This window comes from Mycolicibacterium tokaiense, from assembly GCF_010725885.1.
GTDB classification, from domain to species: domain Bacteria; phylum Actinomycetota; class Actinomycetes; order Mycobacteriales; family Mycobacteriaceae; genus Mycobacterium; species Mycobacterium tokaiense.
Window position 1 is genome coordinate 4,447,260 of the sequence record NZ_AP022600.1, and the last position, 17,276, is coordinate 4,464,535.

The 17,276-nt window shown below is 68.5% G+C and carries 16 protein-coding genes and 1 pseudogene; 14 read left to right on the forward strand and 3 right to left on the reverse strand.

Features of this window, described 5'->3' with window-relative positions:
• Nucleotides 1-43 precede the first annotated feature (43 nt).
• Both G6N58_RS30860 and G6N58_RS30865 read left to right on the forward strand, forming a co-directional pair.
• Nucleotides 44-415 (forward strand): annotated as a pseudogene (locus tag G6N58_RS30860) (cadherin-like domain-containing protein); the annotation flags it as partial.
• Between the two features lie 39 nt (nucleotides 416-454).
• Nucleotides 455-2,500 (forward strand): M13 family metallopeptidase, encoded by a 2,046-nt coding sequence (locus G6N58_RS30865; RefSeq protein WP_115281356.1) that lies wholly within the window; start codon nucleotides 455-457, stop codon nucleotides 2,498-2,500.
• 3 nt (nucleotides 2,501-2,503) lie between these two features.
• Here the strand turns inward: G6N58_RS30865 and G6N58_RS21765 are convergent, their stop codons facing one another.
• Nucleotides 2,504-3,184 (reverse strand): class I SAM-dependent methyltransferase, encoded by a 681-nt coding sequence (locus tag G6N58_RS21765; protein ID WP_115277316.1) that lies wholly within the window; start codon nucleotides 3,182-3,184, stop codon nucleotides 2,504-2,506.
• 57 nt (nucleotides 3,185-3,241) lie between these two features.
• Nucleotides 3,242-4,444, reverse strand: coding sequence for a serine hydrolase domain-containing protein (locus tag G6N58_RS21770; protein ID WP_115277315.1), 1,203 nt, complete (start codon nucleotides 4,442-4,444; stop codon nucleotides 3,242-3,244).
• Between the two features lie 99 nt (nucleotides 4,445-4,543).
• Between G6N58_RS21770 and pyrR the strand changes: the two genes are divergently transcribed.
• From pyrR to G6N58_RS21810, 8 genes are all read left to right on the forward strand, one after another.
• Nucleotides 4,544-5,116 (forward strand): bifunctional pyr operon transcriptional regulator/uracil phosphoribosyltransferase PyrR, encoded by a 573-nt coding sequence (gene pyrR / locus G6N58_RS21775; RefSeq protein ID WP_115277314.1) that lies wholly within the window; start codon nucleotides 4,544-4,546, stop codon nucleotides 5,114-5,116.
• Nucleotides 5,113-6,060 carry an aspartate carbamoyltransferase catalytic subunit gene (locus G6N58_RS21780; protein WP_115277313.1) on the forward strand — a complete coding sequence of 316 codons (948 nt, stop codon included), beginning with the start codon at nucleotides 5,113-5,115 and terminating at the stop codon, nucleotides 6,058-6,060. The genes pyrR and G6N58_RS21780 overlap by 4 nt, the downstream gene beginning before the upstream one ends.
• Nucleotides 6,057-7,340, forward strand: coding sequence for a dihydroorotase (locus G6N58_RS21785; RefSeq protein WP_115277312.1), 1,284 nt, complete (start codon nucleotides 6,057-6,059; stop codon nucleotides 7,338-7,340). The genes G6N58_RS21780 and G6N58_RS21785 overlap by 4 nt, the downstream gene beginning before the upstream one ends.
• Nucleotides 7,337-7,858, forward strand: coding sequence for a PH-like domain-containing protein (locus G6N58_RS21790; RefSeq protein ID WP_068916648.1), 522 nt, complete (start codon nucleotides 7,337-7,339; stop codon nucleotides 7,856-7,858). Before G6N58_RS21785 ends, G6N58_RS21790 begins: the two co-directional genes overlap by 4 nt.
• Nucleotides 7,855-8,973 carry a glutamine-hydrolyzing carbamoyl-phosphate synthase small subunit gene (gene carA, locus G6N58_RS21795; protein ID WP_115277311.1) on the forward strand — a complete coding sequence of 373 codons (1,119 nt, stop codon included), beginning with the start codon at nucleotides 7,855-7,857 and terminating at the stop codon, nucleotides 8,971-8,973. The genes G6N58_RS21790 and carA overlap by 4 nt, the downstream gene beginning before the upstream one ends.
• Before the next feature lie 92 nt (nucleotides 8,974-9,065).
• Entirely contained in the window at nucleotides 9,066-12,407 is a 3,342-nt protein-coding gene (carB, locus tag G6N58_RS21800) for a carbamoyl-phosphate synthase large subunit (protein WP_115277310.1), read from the forward strand.
• A 1-nt stretch (nucleotide 12,408) separates the two neighbouring features.
• Nucleotides 12,409-13,230: an orotidine-5'-phosphate decarboxylase gene (pyrF, locus tag G6N58_RS21805; protein WP_115277309.1), complete on the forward strand. Its 822-nt coding sequence runs from the start codon at nucleotides 12,409-12,411 to the stop codon at nucleotides 13,228-13,230.
• 90 nt (nucleotides 13,231-13,320) lie between these two features.
• Nucleotides 13,321-13,713 (forward strand): hypothetical protein, encoded by a 393-nt coding sequence (locus G6N58_RS21810; RefSeq protein WP_115277308.1) that lies wholly within the window; start codon nucleotides 13,321-13,323, stop codon nucleotides 13,711-13,713.
• Nucleotides 13,714-13,726: 13 nt separating this feature from the next.
• Here the strand turns inward: G6N58_RS21810 and G6N58_RS21815 are convergent, their stop codons facing one another.
• A complete protein-coding gene (locus G6N58_RS21815; RefSeq protein WP_068916653.1) occupies nucleotides 13,727-13,993 on the reverse strand; it encodes a hypothetical protein in 267 nt (88 codons plus the stop codon).
• 600 nt (nucleotides 13,994-14,593) lie between these two features.
• On the opposite strand from G6N58_RS21815, the gene mihF reads away from it, so the two are divergent.
• From mihF to coaBC, 4 genes are all read left to right on the forward strand, one after another.
• Entirely contained in the window at nucleotides 14,594-14,911 is a 318-nt protein-coding gene (gene mihF / locus G6N58_RS21820; RefSeq protein ID WP_068916654.1) for an integration host factor, actinobacterial type, read from the forward strand.
• A gap of 9 nt (nucleotides 14,912-14,920) precedes the next feature.
• Nucleotides 14,921-15,547 carry a guanylate kinase gene (gene gmk, locus G6N58_RS21825; protein ID WP_172545048.1) on the forward strand — a complete coding sequence of 209 codons (627 nt, stop codon included), beginning with the start codon at nucleotides 14,921-14,923 and terminating at the stop codon, nucleotides 15,545-15,547.
• Nucleotides 15,548-15,612: 65 nt separating this feature from the next.
• Complete coding sequence (gene rpoZ / locus G6N58_RS21830; protein WP_068916655.1) at nucleotides 15,613-15,927, forward strand: DNA-directed RNA polymerase subunit omega; 315 nt, start codon at nucleotides 15,613-15,615, stop codon at nucleotides 15,925-15,927.
• Nucleotides 15,928-15,966: 39 nt separating this feature from the next.
• Complete coding sequence (coaBC, locus tag G6N58_RS21835; RefSeq protein WP_115277306.1) at nucleotides 15,967-17,211, forward strand: bifunctional phosphopantothenoylcysteine decarboxylase/phosphopantothenate--cysteine ligase CoaBC; 1,245 nt, start codon at nucleotides 15,967-15,969, stop codon at nucleotides 17,209-17,211.
• Nucleotides 17,212-17,276 lie beyond the last annotated feature (65 nt).

The following is a 17,276-nucleotide window of genomic DNA, read 5'->3' on the forward strand; positions in this document are numbered from 1 at the left end:
CGAGGAGTCCGTCCCCGCGCCCGCGGCATCGCGCGCAACCGCGATGAACGTTGCCACCGTGTCGGCCTCGACGGTCACCACGGGTGCGCCCTGGACACCGGGTCACCTGCCGAACCTGTTGACCATCCTGGCCGGCGTCTTCCGCGACTTCCAGCGCACGTTCTTTAATTTCGCCCCCGACGCGCGTAACCAACGACTGGCCCTGACCCTCGCAACGACCGGCAGCGTCAGCGAGCCGATGCGCTTCGCCGCCAAGGACTTCGACGGCGACACCCTGACCTTCAGCGTGCTTGCGGGCCGGGGACCCCAGCACGGCACCATCGTCATCGACCAGGCGACCGGGACCTTCACCTACGACCCCGACGATGCGTTCGCCAGGACGGGCGGCACCGATACCTTCACCTACAAGGTCAGCGACCACGCCAGTGGACCACACCTGCCGAACCTGTTCGACATGCTGACCAAACCGGACTTCGGGCACGCCGACATCGCCACCGTCACCATCATCGTGGCACCGGTGGTGGACCCGGTGAACTCGGGAATCGATCTCAGCGGGGTTGATCCGAGCATCCGGCCGCAGGACGATCTCTACGGCTACCTGACAGGAAAGTGGTTGCGCGAGCATGAAATTCCTGGGGACAGGTCGTCGGACAATACTTTTCGGGAGATCAGCGACCGCACGAATCAGCAGATCCGCGACCTGATCGCCGAACTCGGGCAGACCGGTGCGGCACACGGCACCGATGCCCAGCGCATCGTCGACCTGTACGCCAGCTTCATGGACACCGACACCCTCCGAGACGTGGGTCTGGCGCCGCTGCTCGCCGAACTCGCGGCCATCGACGGTGCCGTCGACGGTGACGCGCTGGCGGCGGTCCTGGGCTCACTGGCGCGGGCAGGGTTGATCGGTGGATTCGAGGTCGGCGTCGGCGCCGATCCGAAGAACTCCACTCGAAACTTGTTGGGAATCGACCAGGCCGGACTCGGGCTGCCGGACGAGGCGTACTACCGGGATCCTCAGTACGCCGCTGTCCTGGCGGCGTACCCCGGTCACATCGCCAGGATGTTCGCCTTGACCTACGGCGGGTCCGCAGACGATTACGCCGAGACAGCCGCCGCGATCGTGGCACTGGAAACCCGGCTGGCGGCCTCACACTGGGACGTCACCAGATCCCGTGACGCCGAACTGACCTACAACCCGATGACGATTGCGCAGTTGAAGCAATCCGCGCCCGGATTCGACTGGACCGGGTGGCTCAACGCATACGGGCTCAGTGAAGCGCAGGCCGGCACGGTTGTGGTCAGTCAGCCCGACTACCTGACGGCCTTCGCCGCGGCGTGGACGGATGTGCCGCAGGAAGACTGGCGGGCATGGGCGGCCTGGAGGCTCATCCACGAGAGACAGTTCCTGGTCACCGACGAACTCAACAAGGAGAATTTCGCGTTCTACGACACGCTGCTGTGGGGCACCGAACAGCAGCCCGCCCGATGGGAACGCGGGCTGTCACTCCTGGACAGTCTCCTCGGCAACGCCGTCGGCAAGCTCTACGTCGAGCGGCATTTCCCGGCTGAGGCCAAGCAGCGGATGGAGACCATGGTGTCCAACCTGATGGCTGCCTATCGGGTGAGCATCACCGAACTGGACTGGATGTCGCCGGAGACCAAGGCCAAGGCGCTGGAGAAGCTGGACAAGATCGGCGTCAAGATCGGTTATCCCGAGACGTGGACGGATTATTCGGGGTTGGAGATCGACGGCGCCGATCTCTACGGTAACTATCTGCGCGCCTCAGAGGCCGGCACCGTCCGCATGTTGGACAGGCTCGCCAAGCCGGTGGATCCGACGCGGTGGACAACAAATCCGCACGTCGTCAACGCCTTCTACAGTCCGGTTCGCAACGACATCACGTTCCCCGCCGGGATTCTGCAGTCGCCGCTGTTCGACCTCACCGCCGACGATGCGGCGAGCTACGGTGCCATCGGAGCCGTCATCGGCCACGAGATCGGCCATGCCTTCGACGATCAGGGCTCCAAGTACGACGGTGACGGCAACCTGTCGAACTGGTGGACCGCGGCAGACCGTGCGGAGTTCGAGGCCCGCGCCGCCGGACTGGTCGCCCAGTACAACGGGTTCACACCGCGGCAGTTGCCGGACTCCTACCATGTCAACGGAGCGCTGACCCTCGGCGAGAACATCGCGGATCAGGCTGGGCTGACCATCGCGCTCAAGGCGTACGAACTCTCCCTCGGCGGCGCAGACGCGCCGACGCTGGACGGGTTCACGGGAGTCCAGCGGGTGTTTCTCGGCTGGGCCCAGGGGTGGAAGAACAAGTCGCGCGACGCCGAGGTCATCCAGTTCCTGGCCACCGACCCGCACTCCCCGATGGAGTTCCGGGTCAACGGTGTGGTGCGCAACATCGACGCGTTCTACGAGGCGTTCGGTGTCACCGAGGGGGATGCGCTGTACCTCGCGCCGCAGGACCGCGTTCAGATCTGGTTCTGAGTTCTAGGCGTAGGCCACCCACCCGCGAAACGTGAAGGCGCTGTAGAACTCCGTCACATCGGTGAAGCCGGCGTCCACCAGTGCGGCGCGGTCCTGCTCCGGGCTCAGGGTGTGCACGTCGCGCGCGATGGCGGTCCTGGCGGTGGTGATCAGCTGCTGGTCGACGCCGGAGGTGACGGCAAACGCGGCGTACCGGTCCAGCCAGAGGTCCCGGTCGCCGTCGGGGATGCTCAGGTGCGCCACCACCAGCGGGGCGCCCGGTCGCAGCCGGCGGTGCAATTGCTCGAGCGTGCGACGACGTTCGTCGGCGTCCATGAAGTGCAGCGTCAGGTGGCAGACTGCGGCGTCAAAAGGACCCGCGGGGGCGTCGTCGATGACACCGCGATGTAGACGGACGCGGTCCAGGTGCTCACTCAGCGTGCGCTCGGCCAGACCCAGCATCTCGGCGGACGGATCCACCCCGTCGAACGTCCACGCCGCGTGAGTTTCGGCCAGCGCGGCAGTCTCCAGTCCGCCCCCAGCGCCGAGTACCAACACCCTGGCGTCGACCGGCGCACGTTCAGCCAGCAGAATCCCCGTCATCGCGTGCAGTGCGTGATAGCCGGGCACGATGCGGCGGGGACCGTCGGCGTAGCGCGCGACGGCCGCGGGATCGGAGAACGCATGGTGAGGAAGGGACGTCATGCACCCAGCGTCAAACCGCCTCGCTGATTACGCAAGTGCTCTTGCCGAAGCGGCAAATCAGAGTTCGAGGGCCTGATAGGTCCGCCGGACGAAGCGCGGCTGGGCGGTCTGCAGCTTGGCCTGGGAGGTGTTGCCGCCGATGGCCGCGGCGTCGAAGTTCAGGTTCGGCAGGTTCTGGATCAGGTACATCAGCACCAGGTCGTTCTCCGGGTCGGCCTGCCACCAGGTGCCGAACGCGCCGGGCCAGCTGAAGGTGCCCCGTCCGCCCGGCCCGTAGAACTGGGTGGACTTCGACGGATCGGTGACCACCGACAGGTTCAGCCCGAAGCCACGGCCCACCCAGAACGGCATCCCCAGGAACGGCTGCTCCTTCTGCTCGTCGGTCAGCTGGTCGGTGCGCATCTGCCGCACCGCCTGCTCCGAAAGCACCCGCACCCCGTCCACCTCGCCGAAGCCGAGCAGCATCCGGATGAAGGTGAGGTAGTCGTCGGCGGTGGACCACAGCCCCGCCCCGCCCTGGCAGAACGGGGGAGGCGCGATGGGCGGCGGGCCCATCACATCGTGGGTCAAGGTGTTGCTGTCGTCGAGTTTGTACATGGTGGCCGCGCGGCGCCGCCCGGCCGGCGTGACGAAGAACCCGGTATCGGTCATCTGCAGCGGGCCCAGGATGCGCTCGTCGAGCACCTGGTGCAGCGGCTTGCCCTCGACGCGCGAGATCAGGATGCCCAGCACGTCGGTGGCCACGCTGTAGGTGAGCCGGTCGCCGGGCTGATGGGCCAGCGGCAACGCCACCAACTCGCTGAGCCAGCGGTCCTGCTCCTGGCGGTGCGGCAGCTTGCTGTAGGCCTTGGCCAGCGGGCCCGGCACCGAGAACGGATACGCCAGCCCGCTGCGATGCGTCATCAGGTCGCCCACGGTGATGGGCCGGACCGCCGGCACCGTGGCCTCCAGGGAGCCCTGCGGCTGGGCCAGCACCCACATGGCGCTGAACTCCGGCAACCACGCCGTCACCGGGTCGCGCAGTGTGAGCTTGCCCTCGTCCACCAGCGCCATCGCCGCCGCCACGGTCACCGGTTTGGACATCGAGGCGATGCGGAAGATGGTGTCGCGCTGCATCGGCAGCCGGGCCTCCACGTCACGGAAACCGATCTCGTTGACCTGCAAGACTTTTCCGCCCTGCCACACCAACGTCACCGCGCCGGAGAGCAGCCCGGTGTCGCAGGCGTCACGAATGGAGGTCTGATTTCCGTCCAGCTTCACACTCAGCGAGGGTACGCGGCCGTCGTGCTAAGCTGCCCGGCAGTTCGGCATCCTTTAAACGACCGTCCAGTGAGGCGGAGAAGGAGGTCAGGTAGGACCATGGGCGCACCTGAGCCCGACCGGGAGTTGCTGTCGGCGGCTGACGTCAGCCGCACCATCTCCCGGATGGCGCACCAGATCATCGAGAAGACTGCCCTCGACGGCGAGGACAGCCCGCGGGTTGTTCTTCTCGGAATCCCCACCCGTGGCGCGGATCTCGCCGCCCGGCTGGCTGGGCAGATCACCGAGTTCTCCGGCATCGCGGTCGAATACGGCTGCCTGGACATCACGCTCTACCGCGACGACCTGATGTCGAAGCCGCCCCGCCCGCTGGCCGAGACCTCCATTCCCGACGGCGGCGTCGACGGCGCGCTGGTGGTCCTGGTCGACGACGTGCTGTACTCCGGCCGCTCGGTGCGGGCGGCCCTCGATGCGCTGCGCGACATCGGCCGCCCCCGGGTGGTGCAACTGGCCGTCCTGGTGGATCGCGGCCACCGCGAACTGCCCATCCGTGCCGATTACGTCGGCAAGAACGTGCCCACCTCGCGCAGTGAGAACGTCAAGGTCCAGCTGGTCGAACACGACGGGCTCGACGGAGTGCGCATCGCCCCCTACGGAGGTCCCACGCGGTGAAACACCTGCTGACCGCAGCCGATCTGACGCGCGATGACGCGCTGGCCATTCTCGACAACGCCGACCGGTTCCGGCAGGCACTGCTGGGCCGCGAGGTCAAGAAGCTGCCCACCCTGCGCGGGCGCACCATCATCACCATGTTCTACGAGAACTCCACCCGAACCCGGGTGTCGTTCGAGGTGGCGGGCAAGTGGATGAGCGCCGACGTCATCAATGTCAGCGCATCGGGATCGTCTGTCTCCAAGGGGGAGTCGCTGCGCGACACCGCCCTGACGCTGCGCGCTGCGGGCGCCGACGCGCTCATCATCCGGCACCCCGCCTCCGGCGCGCCGCAGCAACTGGCGGCCTGGACCCGCGACGAGCACGGTGGCCCGTCCATCATCAACGCCGGCGACGGCACCCACGAGCACCCGACGCAGGCACTGCTGGACGCCCTGACCATCCGCCAGCGGCTGGGCTCGGTGGAGGGCAAGCGCGTGGTGATCGTCGGTGACGTGCTGCACAGCCGGGTGGCCCGCTCCAATGTCCATCTGCTGGCCACCCTGGGCGCCGAGGTGGTGCTGGTGGCCCCGCCGACCCTGCTGCCGGTCGGGGTGTCGGGCTGGCCGGTGACGGTCTCCCACGACCTGGATGCCGAACTGCCCGCCGCCGACGCCGTGCTGATGCTGCGGGTGCAGGCCGAGCGGATGAACGGCGGCTTCTTCCCGACCACGCGCGAGTACTCGGTGCTCTACGGGCTGTCGGACAAACGTCAGGCACTGCTGCCCGAGCATGCGGTGGTGCTGCACCCGGGGCCGATGCTGCGCGGTATGGAGATCGGGTTCTCGGTGGCCGACTCGCCGCAATCGGCAGTGTTGCAACAGGTTTCCAACGGTGTGCATGTGCGGATGGCGGTGCTGTTCCATCTGCTGGTCGGGACTGAACAGGAGGCGATCAGCGCGTGAGTCTGGTCATTCGTGGAGTGCGGTTGTATGGCGAGGGCGATCCGGTCGACGTGCTGGTGGCCGACGGTGTGATCACCGAGATCGGCCAGGACCTCGATGCGGACACCGTGATCGACGCCGCGGGCCAGATCCTGCTGCCCGGCTTCGTCGACCTGCACACCCACCTGCGCGAGCCCGGCCGCGAGGACACCGAGACCATCGAAACCGGTTCGGCGGCAGCAGCTCTGGGCGGCTACACCGCGGTCTTCGCGATGGCCAACACCAACCCGGTGGCCGACACCTCGGTGGTCACCGACCACGTGTGGCACCGCGGCCAGCAGGTCGGCCTGGTGGACGTCCACCCGGTGGGCGCCGTCACCGTCGGTCTGGCCGGCAAGCAGCTCACCGAGATGGCCCTGATGAACGCCGGCACCGGCCAGGTCCGGATGTTCTCCGACGACGGCGTGTGTGTGCAGGACCCGCTGGTCATGCGCCGGGCGCTGGAGTACGCCACCGGCCTGGGTGTGCTGATCGCCCAGCACGCCGAGGAGCCGAGGCTGACCGTCGGTGCGGTCGCCCACGAAGGCCCCAACGCCGCCCGGCTGGGACTCGCCGGCTGGCCGCGGGTGGCCGAGGAGTCGATCGTGGCTCGCGATGCGCTGCTGGCCCGCGATGCCGGTGCCCGCGTGCACATCTGCCACGCCTCCACCGCCGGTACCGTCGAACTGCTGAAATGGGCCAAGGCGCAGGGCATATCGATCACCGCCGAGGTGACCCCGCACCACCTGCTGCTCGACGACAGCCGGCTGGACACCTACGACGGGGTGAACAAGGTGAACCCGCCGCTGCGCGAGTCCTCCGATGCGGCGGCCATGCGCCAAGCCCTGGCCGACGGCATCATCGACTGCGTGGCCACCGACCACGCCCCCCACGCCGAGCAGGACAAGTGTGTCGAGTTCGCCAACGCCCGACCGGGCATGCTGGGCCTGCAGACCGCGCTGTCGGTGGTCGTCGAGACCATGGTCACACCCGGGCTGCTCACCTGGCGCGGTGTCGCGAAGGTGATGAGCGAGAACCCCGCCCGCATCGTCGGGCTGCCCGATCAGGGCCGTCCACTCGAGGTGGGCGAACCGGCCAACCTGGTGGTCGTCGACCCCGATGCCAGCTGGACCGTGCAGGGATCTGCGCTGGCCAGCAAGTCGGCCAACACGCCGTTCGAGGCCATGAGCCTGCCCGCCGCCGTCACCGCCACGCTGTTGCGCGGCAGGGTCACCGCCCTCGGCGGGACCGTGCAGTCATGAACACCGGAACGCTGATCGGATCGCTGATCTTCGCCGCGGTGATCGCGGTGCTGATCGCGGTCCTGATCCGCCAGATGCTGCGGGGCTGGCGCCACCGCGCATTGCGGCAACTGGAGCTCATCGGCCGACTGCCCGCGCTGCCCGATTCCGTGGGCCCGGCGCTGATCGCGCCCACCCCGGGGCTCTACGTCGGCAGCACCATCGCTCCCAGCTGGCAGGACCGCATCGCCGTCGGCGACCTCGGCTACCGCGCCAAGGCGGTGCTGACCCGGTACCCCGAGGGCATCATGATGCAGCGCAGCGGCGCCACCCCGATCTGGATCCCCGACGAGTCGATCACCGCCGTGCGCGCCGAGCGTGGCATCGCGGGCAAGGCGATGACCCACGACGGGATCCTGGCGATCCGGTGGACGCTGCCGTCGGGCACCGAGATCGACACCGGATTCCGCGGCGACAACCGCGCCGACTACAGCAACTGGATCACGCCCGGATCGTCGGAAGAAAGCAAGAGCGCATGAGTAAAGCAGTACTGGTCCTCGAAGACGGCCGGACGTTCACCGGCGTCGCCTTCGGAGCCGTCGGGCAGACCCTCGGAGAGGCCGTCTTCTCCACCGGGATGTCCGGCTACCAGGAGACCCTGACCGACCCGAGCTACCACCGGCAGATCGTGGTGGCCACCGCGCCGCAGATCGGCAACACCGGCTGGAACGGCGACGACGGCGAGAGCCGCGGCGACAAGATCTGGGTGGCCGGCTACGCCGTTCGCGACCCCTCGCCCCGCCCGTCGAACTGGCGGGCCACCGGCACGCTGGAAGACGAGCTGATCCGCCAACGCATTGTCGGCATCGCCGGTATCGACACCCGCGCGGTGGTGCGCCACCTGCGCACCCGCGGCTCCATGAAGGCCGGGGTGTTCTCCGGCGACGCGCTGGCCGATGCCGATGTGCTGCTGGAGCGGGTGCGCGGCCAGGAGTCGATGCTCGGCGCCGACCTGGCCGGTGAGGTGACCACCGCTGAGAGTTATGTGGTGGATCCCGTTGAGCCGCACCGCTTCACCGTGGCCGCCCTGGATCTGGGCATCAAGACCAACACCCCGCGCAACTTCGCCGCCCGCGGCATCCTCAGCCACGTGTTGCCGTCGTCGGTGAGCTTCGCCGACATCACGGAGCTGAAACCCGACGGGGTGTTCCTGTCCAACGGCCCCGGTGACCCCGCCACCGCCGACCACATCGTGGGCGTCACCCGCGAGGTGCTCGACGCCGGGATCCCGTTGTTCGGTATCTGCTTCGGCAACCAGATCCTGGGCCGGGCGCTGGGCCGCTCGACCTACAAGATGACCTTCGGTCACCGCGGCATCAACATCCCGGTGCTCGACCACGCCACCGGCCGGGTGGCGATCACCGCGCAGAACCACGGATTCGCCCTCGAAGGGGAGGCCGGCGAGGAGTTCGACACCCCGTTCGGTCGCGCCATCGTGAGCCACACCTGCGCCAATGACGGTGTGGTGGAGGGGATCACCCTGGTCAACGGTCGCGCGTTCTCGGTGCAGTACCACCCCGAGGCCGCCGCCGGGCCGCACGATGCCAACTATCTGTTCGACCAGTTCATCGACCTCATGGCGGGGGACAAGTGACACCAACTCCCGCGAGCGTGCGCCTTTGCACGCGACACGCCGCAGAAATCTGTACAGACACGCACGCTCGGCCCGAGGGGAAGTAAACAACCATGCCGCGTCGCACCGACCTCAACCATGTGCTGGTGATCGGCTCCGGCCCGATCGTGATCGGCCAGGCCTGCGAGTTCGACTATTCGGGGACCCAGGCCTGCCGTGTGCTGCGCGCCGAGGGGCTGCAGGTCACGCTGATCAACTCCAACCCGGCCACGATCATGACCGACCCGGAGTACGCCGACAACACCTATGTCGAGCCCATCACCGCGGCGTTCGTGGAGAAGGTGCTGGCCCAGCAGGCCGAGCGGGGCAACAAGATCGACGCCGTGCTGGCCACCCTGGGTGGGCAGACGGCGCTCAACACCGCGGTGGCCCTGCACGACAACGGCGCCCTCGAGCGCTGGGGTGTGGAGCTGATCGGCGCCGACTTCGACGCCATCCAGCGCGGTGAGGACCGCCAGAAGTTCAAGGACATCGTGGCAAAGGTGGGTGGCGAATCCGCCCGCAGCCGTGTGTGTTTCACCATGGACGAGGTGCGTGAGACCGTCGCCGAACTGGGGCTGCCGGTGGTGGTGCGCCCGTCGTTCACCATGGGCGGGCTGGGCTCGGGTATGGCGGCCACCGTCGAAGACGTCGAGCGGATGGCCGGGGACGGCCTCGCGGCTTCACCCAGTGCCAACGTGCTGATCGAGGAGTCGATCTACGGCTGGAAGGAATACGAGCTCGAGCTGATGCGTGACGGCCGCGACAACGTGGTGGTGGTGTGCTCGATCGAGAACCTCGACCCGATGGGCGTGCACACCGGCGACTCGGTGACGGTGGCGCCGGCGATGACGCTGACCGACCGGGAGTACCAGGTGATGCGCGACCTGGGCATCGACATCCTGCGCGAGGTGGGTGTCGACACCGGCGGCTGCAACATCCAGTTCGCCATCAACCCCACCGACGGCCGCCTGATCGTCATCGAGATGAACCCCCGGGTGTCGCGCTCCAGTGCGCTGGCGTCCAAGGCCACCGGCTTCCCGATCGCCAAGATCGCCGCCAAGCTGGCCATCGGCTACACCCTCGACGAGATCGTCAACGACATCACCAAGGAGACGCCGGCCTGCTTCGAACCCACGCTGGACTACGTGGTGGTCAAGGCTCCGCGGTTCGCGTTCGAGAAATTCCCCGGCGCCGACGCCACCCTCACCACCACCATGAAGTCGGTTGGTGAGGCGATGTCGCTGGGCCGCAACTTCATCGAAGCTCTGGGCAAGGTGATGCGGTCGCTGGAGACCAAGCGGACCGGGTTCTGGACCGGCGCCGCGGTGCAGGGTTCCCTCGACGAGGTGCTGACCCGGCTGCAGACGCCCACCGACGGTCGGCTCTACGACATCGAATACGCCCTGCGCCTGGGTGGCACGGTCGAACAGGTGGCCGCCGCCTCGGGTGTGGACCCGTGGTTCGTCGACCAGATCGCCGCCCTGCTGGACCTGCGCACCGAATTGCTGGAGGCCCCGGTGCTGGACCAGGACCTGCTGCGGCGCAGCAAGCACAAAGGGCTGTCCGACGGCCAGATCGCCGCGCTGCGACCGGAACTGGCCGGCGAGGACGGCGTGCGCTCGCTGCGGCAGCGCCTCGGCATCCGGCCGGTGTACAAGACCGTCGACACCTGCGCCGCCGAGTTCGAGGCCAAGACGCCGTACCACTACAGCAGCTACGAGCTGGATCCCAGCGCCGAGACCGAGGTCGCGCCGCAGACCGAGAAGCCCAAGGTGCTGATCCTGGGCTCCGGGCCCAACCGCATCGGGCAGGGCATCGAGTTCGACTACAGCTGTGTGCACGCCGCCACCACGCTGAGCGCCGCCGGGTTCGAGACCGTCATGGTGAACTGCAACCCGGAGACGGTGTCCACCGACTACGACACCGCCGACCGGCTGTACTTCGAGCCGCTGACCTTCGAAGACGTGCTCGAGGTGTACCACGCCGAACAGGCCTCCGGCGCAGGTGGTCCCGGCGTGGTGGGCGTGATCGTGCAGCTGGGCGGGCAGACCCCGCTGGGGCTGGCCCAGCGGCTGGAGGAGGCGGGGGTGCCGATCGTCGGCACCAGCCCCAAGGCCATCGACCTGGCCGAGGACCGCGGCGCCTTCGGTGAGGTGCTCACCAACGCCGGCCTGCCCGCGCCGCGGTTCGGCACGGCCACCAGCTTCGAGCAGGCCCGCAAGATCGCCGCCGACATCGGGTACCCGGTGCTGGTGCGGCCGTCCTATGTGCTCGGCGGGCGCGGCATGGAGATCGTCTACGACGAAGAGACGCTGCAGGGCTACATCACCCGCGCCACCGAGCTCTCACCCGAACATCCGGTGCTGGTGGACCGGTTCCTCGAGGACGCCATCGAGATCGACGTCGACGCCCTGTGCGACGGCGCCGAGGTCTACATCGGCGGCGTGATGGAGCACATCGAAGAAGCGGGCATCCATTCCGGGGACTCCGCGTGTGCGCTGCCGCCGGTGACGCTGGGCCGCCAGGACATCGAGTCGGTGCGGCGTGCCACCGAGGCCATCGCTTTCGGGATCGGCGTCAAGGGACTGCTCAACGTGCAGTACGCGCTCAAAGACGATGTGCTCTACGTGCTGGAGGCCAACCCGCGCGCCAGCCGCACCGTGCCGTTCGTGTCCAAGGCCACCGCGGTGCCGCTGGCCAAGGCGTGCGCGCGGGTCATGTTGGGCGCCACCATTGCCGAGCTGCGCAGCGAGGGCATCCTGGCGCCCGAGGGGGACGGTGCCAGCCCGGCTCCCAACGCGCCGATCGCCGTCAAGGAAGCCGTCTTGCCGTTCCACCGGTTCCGCAAGTCCGACGGCTCGAACGTCGATTCGCTGCTGGGGCCGGAGATGAAGTCCACCGGCGAGGTAATGGGCATCGACTCCGATTTCGGGACCGCGTTCGCCAAGAGCCAGACCGCGGCCTACGGTTCGCTGCCGCAGGGCGGCACCGTGTTCGTGTCGGTGGCCAACCGGGACAAGCGCTCGCTGGTGTTCCCGGTGAAACGCCTGGCCGATCTCGGTTTTCGGGTGCTCGCCACCGAGGGCACCGCGGAGATGTTGCGCCGCAACGGGATTCCCTGCGACGTGGTGCGCAAGATCTTCGAGACACCGGAGGGCTCTGACCCGCTGCCGTCCGCGGTCGACGTGATCCGCGCCGGTGAGGTGAACATGGTGATCAACACCCCGTACGGCAACTCCGGCCCACGCGTCGACGGCTATGAGATCCGCGCCGCCGCGGTGCAGATGAACATCCCGTGCGTGACGACGGTGCAGGGCGCCTCGGCTGCGGTGCAGGGCATCGAGGCCGGCCTGCGCGGCGACATCGGGGTGCGCTCCCTGCAGGAACTGCACGCCGCGCTCGACGCCCACTGACATGGCGGCGTTCGGAGTTCGGCTGCAGCAGGCGATGCGGGCGCGCGGGCCGCTGTGTCTGGGGATCGACCCGCACCCGGAGTTGCTGGCGGCCTGGGGACTGAGCGTCGACGCCTCGGGGCTGGCCGCCTTCAGTGAGATCTGCGTGACGGCCTTCGAGGGGTTCGCCGTGGTCAAGCCGCAGGTGGCGTTCTTCGAGGCGTACGGATCGGCCGGCTTCGCCGTGCTGGAGCGCACCATTGCCGCTCTGCGGGAGCGGGGTGTGCTGGTGCTGGCCGACGCCAAGCGCGGCGATATCGGCTCCACCATGGCCGCCTACGCCGCGGCGTGGGCCGGCGAGTCGCCGTTGGCGTGTGACGCGGTGACCGCCTCGCCGTACCTGGGTTTCGGCTCGTTGCAGCCGCTGCTGGACGTCGCGGCCGCCCACGATCGCGGCGTGTTCGTGCTGGCCGCGACCTCGAATCCGGAAGGCGCCTCGGTGCAGCACGCGACGGTGGGCGACGGGACCTCGCTGGCGCAGTCCATGGTGGACGCCGCTGCCGCGGTCAACCGGGTTGCCGCGCCCGCCTTCGGCTCGGTGGGCGTCGTGGTGGGCGCCACCCTGGCCGATCCGCCGGACGTCAGTGCGCTGGCCGGCCCGGTACTGGTACCCGGTGTGGGCGCCCAGGGTGGGCGCCCTGAGGCCTTGGCCGGGCTGGGCGGAGCGAGGGCGGGTCAGTTGTTGCCTGCAGTATCGCGCGAGGTGTTACGCGCCGGTCCGGACCCGGTTGCGGTGCGGGCGGCGGCCGAACGGATGCGCGAGGCTGTGTCGTATCTGGCGTGACCTCTCCGGCGTGACCTTGTAGTCCACTGTTCCGCCGGTGTTGGACCGGGCGTCGCCTGACGGCAAGGCGCACCGGACAGGATCGCAGCCATGGCTGTGGATACCGCGGTTTCCAGCGTCGCGATCCCTAAAAGCACGGCACACCAGACGATCACCTGCCTGGGGGCACTGATCCAGGCTCACCGGCAGGCCGCCGGACCCGGAGTCGCACAGGCGCTGGGGGAGATGGCCGAGGACAGCCGCGCCCTGGCCGGCTCTCTGCAGTCCTCCGGTCACACCACCGTCCGCGTTCCGGTGGCCACCCTGACCCGGATTGCCGCACACCTGACCCATGGCGCCCAGGACGAGGTCGGCTCCGAGGCGCTGCAGGCGGCACTGTGGCGCACCGCAGGCCGGCTGCAGCGCTGGATCGCCGATGCGGCCGTCCAGGAGGCGGCCCGGGCCAAGACGACTGACAAGCGCCCGGCACGCACCCGGGGCTGACCGCCGCTGCCTGCTACAGGGCGATCCAGCGGCCCAGGAACCAGAACCCCCAGCCGTGGCCGTTGCCTGCCGGCATCGGGGTCACCTGCTGGCCCTGGAACATGAACGGCTGATGGTCTTGGCGACCCTGGTCGATCCCGCGCTGCTGGGCCGGGACCGGCCCGGGTGCAGGCTGCTGGCCCGGGTTCGCGGCCGCGCTGCCCAGGCCCACTCCGGCCAGGCCCGCCGCGGCCACTCCGGCGGTCAGGGTGGCGGTGGCGAGGATGCGGGTGAGGGTCATGTGGGGTCTCCTTGGTTTCTGTGTGCACGCGCCGGTGGATTCACCGACGGCACTGACGTTAGGAAGCGGACATGGGGGGCCCGTGGGTCTGCGATGGGGCTCGGCTGTGCACCCGGTAACGGATGGGTCGCGATGGCTCTCGTGAGCCGGGTGTGATCGATGAGACTTCTGGGGTGCCCGGGTGAGCTTTCCGTGGTCAACGCCCCTTTGCCCGACACGCGCGACACGCCGCACACAGTTCTGGGAGCCCACTGGATGCTCCAGCTGTCGAGCCGGAGGTGCTGCTCTGACAGCTCCTTCGCCGTCAGACAACGGTCTACACGGGCCAAAAGTACTGCTGGGCAGCACTTTTGCTGCCATCCCAGGGGGTCGGGCAACGGCGTTGGCGCTTGGCCGCGGTGACGGCGGCGTACCGTCGGGAGACGGCGTGTCGGGCCCTACACGCTGGGTCTTTGTCAGCTCGGCGCGGGGGTGGGGTTAGATTTCGTCAGGCGGCGTGGGTACGGTCGTCGACGCTGGCTGATGTACCCGGCCCAGACAAGAAAATGATCGCTTCTACCCAGGTGGCGATCGACAAGATGGTTATGAGACGGAGGAACCGTGGCCCTTCCCCAGTTGACCGACGAACAGCGCGCGGCAGCGTTGGAGAAGGCTGCTGCCGCACGTCGAGCGCGAGCTGAGCTCAAAGATCGGCTCAAGCGTGGCGGCACCAACCTGTCCCAGGTGCTCAAGGATGCCGAGACCGATGAGGTCTTGGGCAAGATGAAGGTTTCCGCACTGCTGGAAGCCCTGCCGAAGGTCGGCAAGGTCAAGGCGCAGGAGATCATGACCGAACTCGAGATCGCCCCCACCCGCCGTCTGCGCGGGCTGGGTGACCGGCAGCGCAAGGCGCTGCTGGACAAGTTCGATCCCTCGTAACGGTCGGTGATCGCTGTCGGGGGATCGGACGGCGACGCGCACCCCGGTCCCGGCGCACCCGTGCGCCGGGGCAGGGTGGTGGTGCTGTCCGGTCCCTCCGCGGTCGGCAAGTCCACCGTCGTGCGCTGCCTGCGCGAACGCCTTCCTGATCTGCATTTCAGTGTTTCGGCCACCACCAGGGACCCGCGTCCCGGGGAGGTCGATGGCGTCGACTACCACTTCGTGACGCCCCAGCGGTTCCAGGAGCTGATCGACGGCGGTGCGCTGCTGGAGTGGGCCGAGATCCATCGTGGCCTGCACCGATCCGGAACCCCGGCGCAGCCGGTGCGCGACGCCGTGGCCGCCGGGCGACCGGTGCTCATCGAGGTCGATCTGGCCGGAGCGCGGTCGGTGAAGTCCGTCATGCCGGAGGCCACCTCGGTGTTCCTGGCCCCGCCCAGCTGGGCGGATCTCGAGCAGCGTCTCGTCGGGCGCGGTACCGAGTCGCCCGAGGTGATGCAGCGCCGACTCGACACCGCGCGCGCCGAACTGGCGGCTCAGAATGACTTCGATGTCATTGTCGTGAACAGGCAATTGGAGACTGCCTGCGCGGAATTGGTATCGTTGCTGGCAGGAAACGCGCCGGCCGATGCCTGACCAAGCACGATCCGCCCCAGTGCGCTTTTGATTTTCACTCGTTTCAACTGCCAGGAGATCTCCACGTGACTAACCCCGACACGCTGTCCGGTGTTGACCAGTTCGACTCGGGCGCCGCGCTGCAGGGTGCCTACGACACACCGCTGGGCATCACCAACCCGCCCATCGACGATCTTCTGGACCGCGCCTCCAGCAAGTACGCGCTGGTGATCTACGCCGCCAAGCGCGCCCGCCAGATCAACGACTACTACAACCAGCTCGGCGACGGCATCCTCGAGTACGTCGGCCCGCTCGTGGAGCCGGGTCTGCAGGAGAAGCCGCTGTCCATCGCCATGCGCGAGATCCACGGCGACCTGCTCGAGCACACCGAAGGCGAGTAGAACCGGGCGCGGGGGCCACATGAACGGGTGTCAGTCCAGGTGAGCCGAAAACGGGTCGTCGTCGGAGTCGCCGGCGGTATTGCCGCCTACAAGGCCTGTTCGGTGGTCCGTCAGCTGGCCGAGGCCGGCCACGACGTCCGGGTGATCCCCACCGAATCCGCACTCAAGTTCGTCGGCGCCGCGACGTTCGAGGCGCTGTCCGGCCACAAGGTCCACACCGGGGTGTTCGACGAGGTCCCCGAGGTGCCGCACGTGCGGCTCGGCCAGGAGGCCGACCTGGTGGTGATCGCTCCCACCACGGCTGATCTGCTGGCCCGTGCCGTTGCCGGCCGCGCCGACGACCTGCTGACCGCCACCCTGCTGACCGCCCGGTGCCCGGTGTTGTTCGCCCCGGCGATGCACACCGAGATGTGGCTGCACCCGGCCACCGCCGACAATGTGGCGACGCTGCGCAAGCGCGGCGCCGTCGTCCTCGAGCCCGCCTCCGGGCGGCTCACCGGCGCCGACACCGGACCGGGGCGCCTACCCGAGCCCGAAGAGATCACCACGTTCGCCCAGCTGCTGCTGGAGCGCTCCGATGCGCTGCCGTTTGACCTGTCCGGAGTCAAGATGCTGGTGACTGCGGGCGGCACCCGCGAACCCCTGGACCCGGTGCGCTTCCTGGGCAACCGCAGCTCCGGCAAGCAGGGCTACGCGGTGGCGCGGGTGGCCGCCCAACGCGGAGCCGAGGTCACGCTGGTCGCCGGCAACACCGCCGGTCTGGCGGACCCGGCCGGTGTGCACGTCGAGCACATCGGCTCGGCCGCGCAGTTGCGCGATGCGGTCTCCAAACACGCCCCGGATGCCAACGTCCTGGTGATGGCGGCGGCGGTCGCCGACTTCCGCCCCGCCCAGGTGGCCACCACCAAATTGAAGAAGGGCGGCGCGTCCGAGCCGTCGGCCATCGATCTGGTGCGCAACGATGACGTCCTCGCCGGTGCGGTGCGGGCCCGCGCCGACGGTCAGCTACCCAACATGGCGGCCATCGTGGGATTCGCTGCCGAAACCGGCGATGCCACCGGTGACGTGCTGTTCCACGCTCGCGCCAAGCTGGCCCGCAAGGGGTGTGATCTGCTGGTGGTCAATGCCGTGGGGGAGGGCCGCGCCTTCGAGGTGGACAGCAACGACGGCTGGCTGCTGGGCGCCGACGGCACCGAGGCGGCGCTGGAGCACGGCTCCAAAACACTCATGGCGAGCCGTATCGTGGACGCGATCGGGGCGCTCCTGCACTCTGGGATGCACTAAGCGGACAATTTCTGTCTCGATTTGCGCACACCCGTGCAGGACAGGCACTGTGCGGGGTTGAACGA